The 1,058-nt window shown below is 51.1% G+C and carries 2 protein-coding genes and 1 pseudogene; all 3 read right to left on the bottom strand.

Annotation, left to right across the window (positions count from 1 at the left end; genetic code table 11):
• The coding region (locus CBY09_RS23360) for a hypothetical protein (RefSeq protein ID WP_240515829.1) at nucleotides 1-224 on the bottom strand (224 nt) is incomplete at its 3' end.
• 60 nt (nucleotides 225-284) lie between these two features.
• The gene (locus CBY09_RS23935) at nucleotides 285-431 is read right to left on the bottom strand and encodes a hypothetical protein (RefSeq protein WP_165773979.1); all 147 of its coding nucleotides are present in this window, start codon (nucleotides 429-431) and stop codon (nucleotides 285-287) included.
• A gap of 12 nt (nucleotides 432-443) precedes the next feature.
• A pseudogene (locus tag CBY09_RS23990) lies at nucleotides 444-1,058 on the bottom strand (hypothetical protein); the annotation flags it as partial.

Raw genomic sequence — 1,058 nt, 5'->3', positions numbered from 1 at the left:
CGCACCACGCCCCAGCTGTAGATAGGGTCGGCCACGGCGTGGAACAGGCCGTAGCTGAGACCTGGGTTTTCCACGATGCCTGCCTGGTTCTGGCTCAGGCGGTTATGGCTTTCTGCTGCAGCGAACCAGCTCCAGATGGTGGCGGTGAGCAGGTCGCCGGAGATTTGTTCGCCCGTGAGGTTCTGCAGGTTGTTGGCCTGCAGCTGGGTTTTGGTGTTCTCCAACCTTGCTTTCCAGGTATCGAGCTTTTTTGCGCTGATATCGCAGGTTGAGTGGAAAATCAATCAGGGGGTTACCGTCGGATATTGCACATCAAAACCGCAGAGTTTTAATAAGAACACAACAACAACAACCAAAATCCAGAGAATTAATTTACCAATCCCCACATAACTTTGACCATTCTTTTCATGAAGAGGGCTCTTTTTTTTCATAAATCCTCCACCTTAACAAGGCGTAAGAACTCCACGACATCCCGCAAGCGCACGATCCATCTGAATAGACGCCCAATAGAAGAGCAAAATTTCTACAACAAGATCCAAAAATAGTAGCTCAACACCAAAAAGAACCACACCACACAAAATTATCGCCAATTCTGCAACCTGGATTACAAAATCTAGACGCGGGTCAAGATTTATAAGCTGCTTAAAGAAAAAATTTAATCCTGTCAACATTAATGGAATAATAGCTGCCGCAGCCAATCCGCCAGTAGCAGCGGTCAAAGCGACGGTAAGAATGGAAGCCAAGACTGCAAAAAAAAGAGCTAGAAAGAACGCCCCATTACTTCCCCCATCAATGGTGTAGGCCCCTGCCCCCGTAGCCGGGTCAATAGCCGTGTACCCCGCCCCCGTCCACCCACTCTCCGTGATCGGGCTCTGGTGGATCGTCACCTCATACCCCGCATCCAGCGACTGCTGCACCCGGTTCTGCGTATCCCAGCTGTGCGCTGACAGCGCCGTATTCACAATGCCCGGGTTGTCGTTGTAGACCTTCTGCGTGATCGTGTAAATCCTCTGTCCCTGGGCCGCTGCAATCCCCAGGGCTTTGACTGCGCTGATGCC

This window comes from Acidovorax kalamii, assembly GCF_002245625.1.
Taxonomy (GTDB): domain Bacteria; phylum Pseudomonadota; class Gammaproteobacteria; order Burkholderiales; family Burkholderiaceae_C; genus Acidovorax; species Acidovorax kalamii.
This window is presented reverse-complemented; position numbering and strand designations above follow the sequence as displayed.

Excerpts from the sequence above, each read along its gene's own strand:
- CBY09_RS23935 (WP_165773979.1), bottom strand. The coding sequence starts at position 431 with ATGAAAAAAAAGAGCCCTCTTCATGAAAAGAATGGTCAAAGTTATGTG.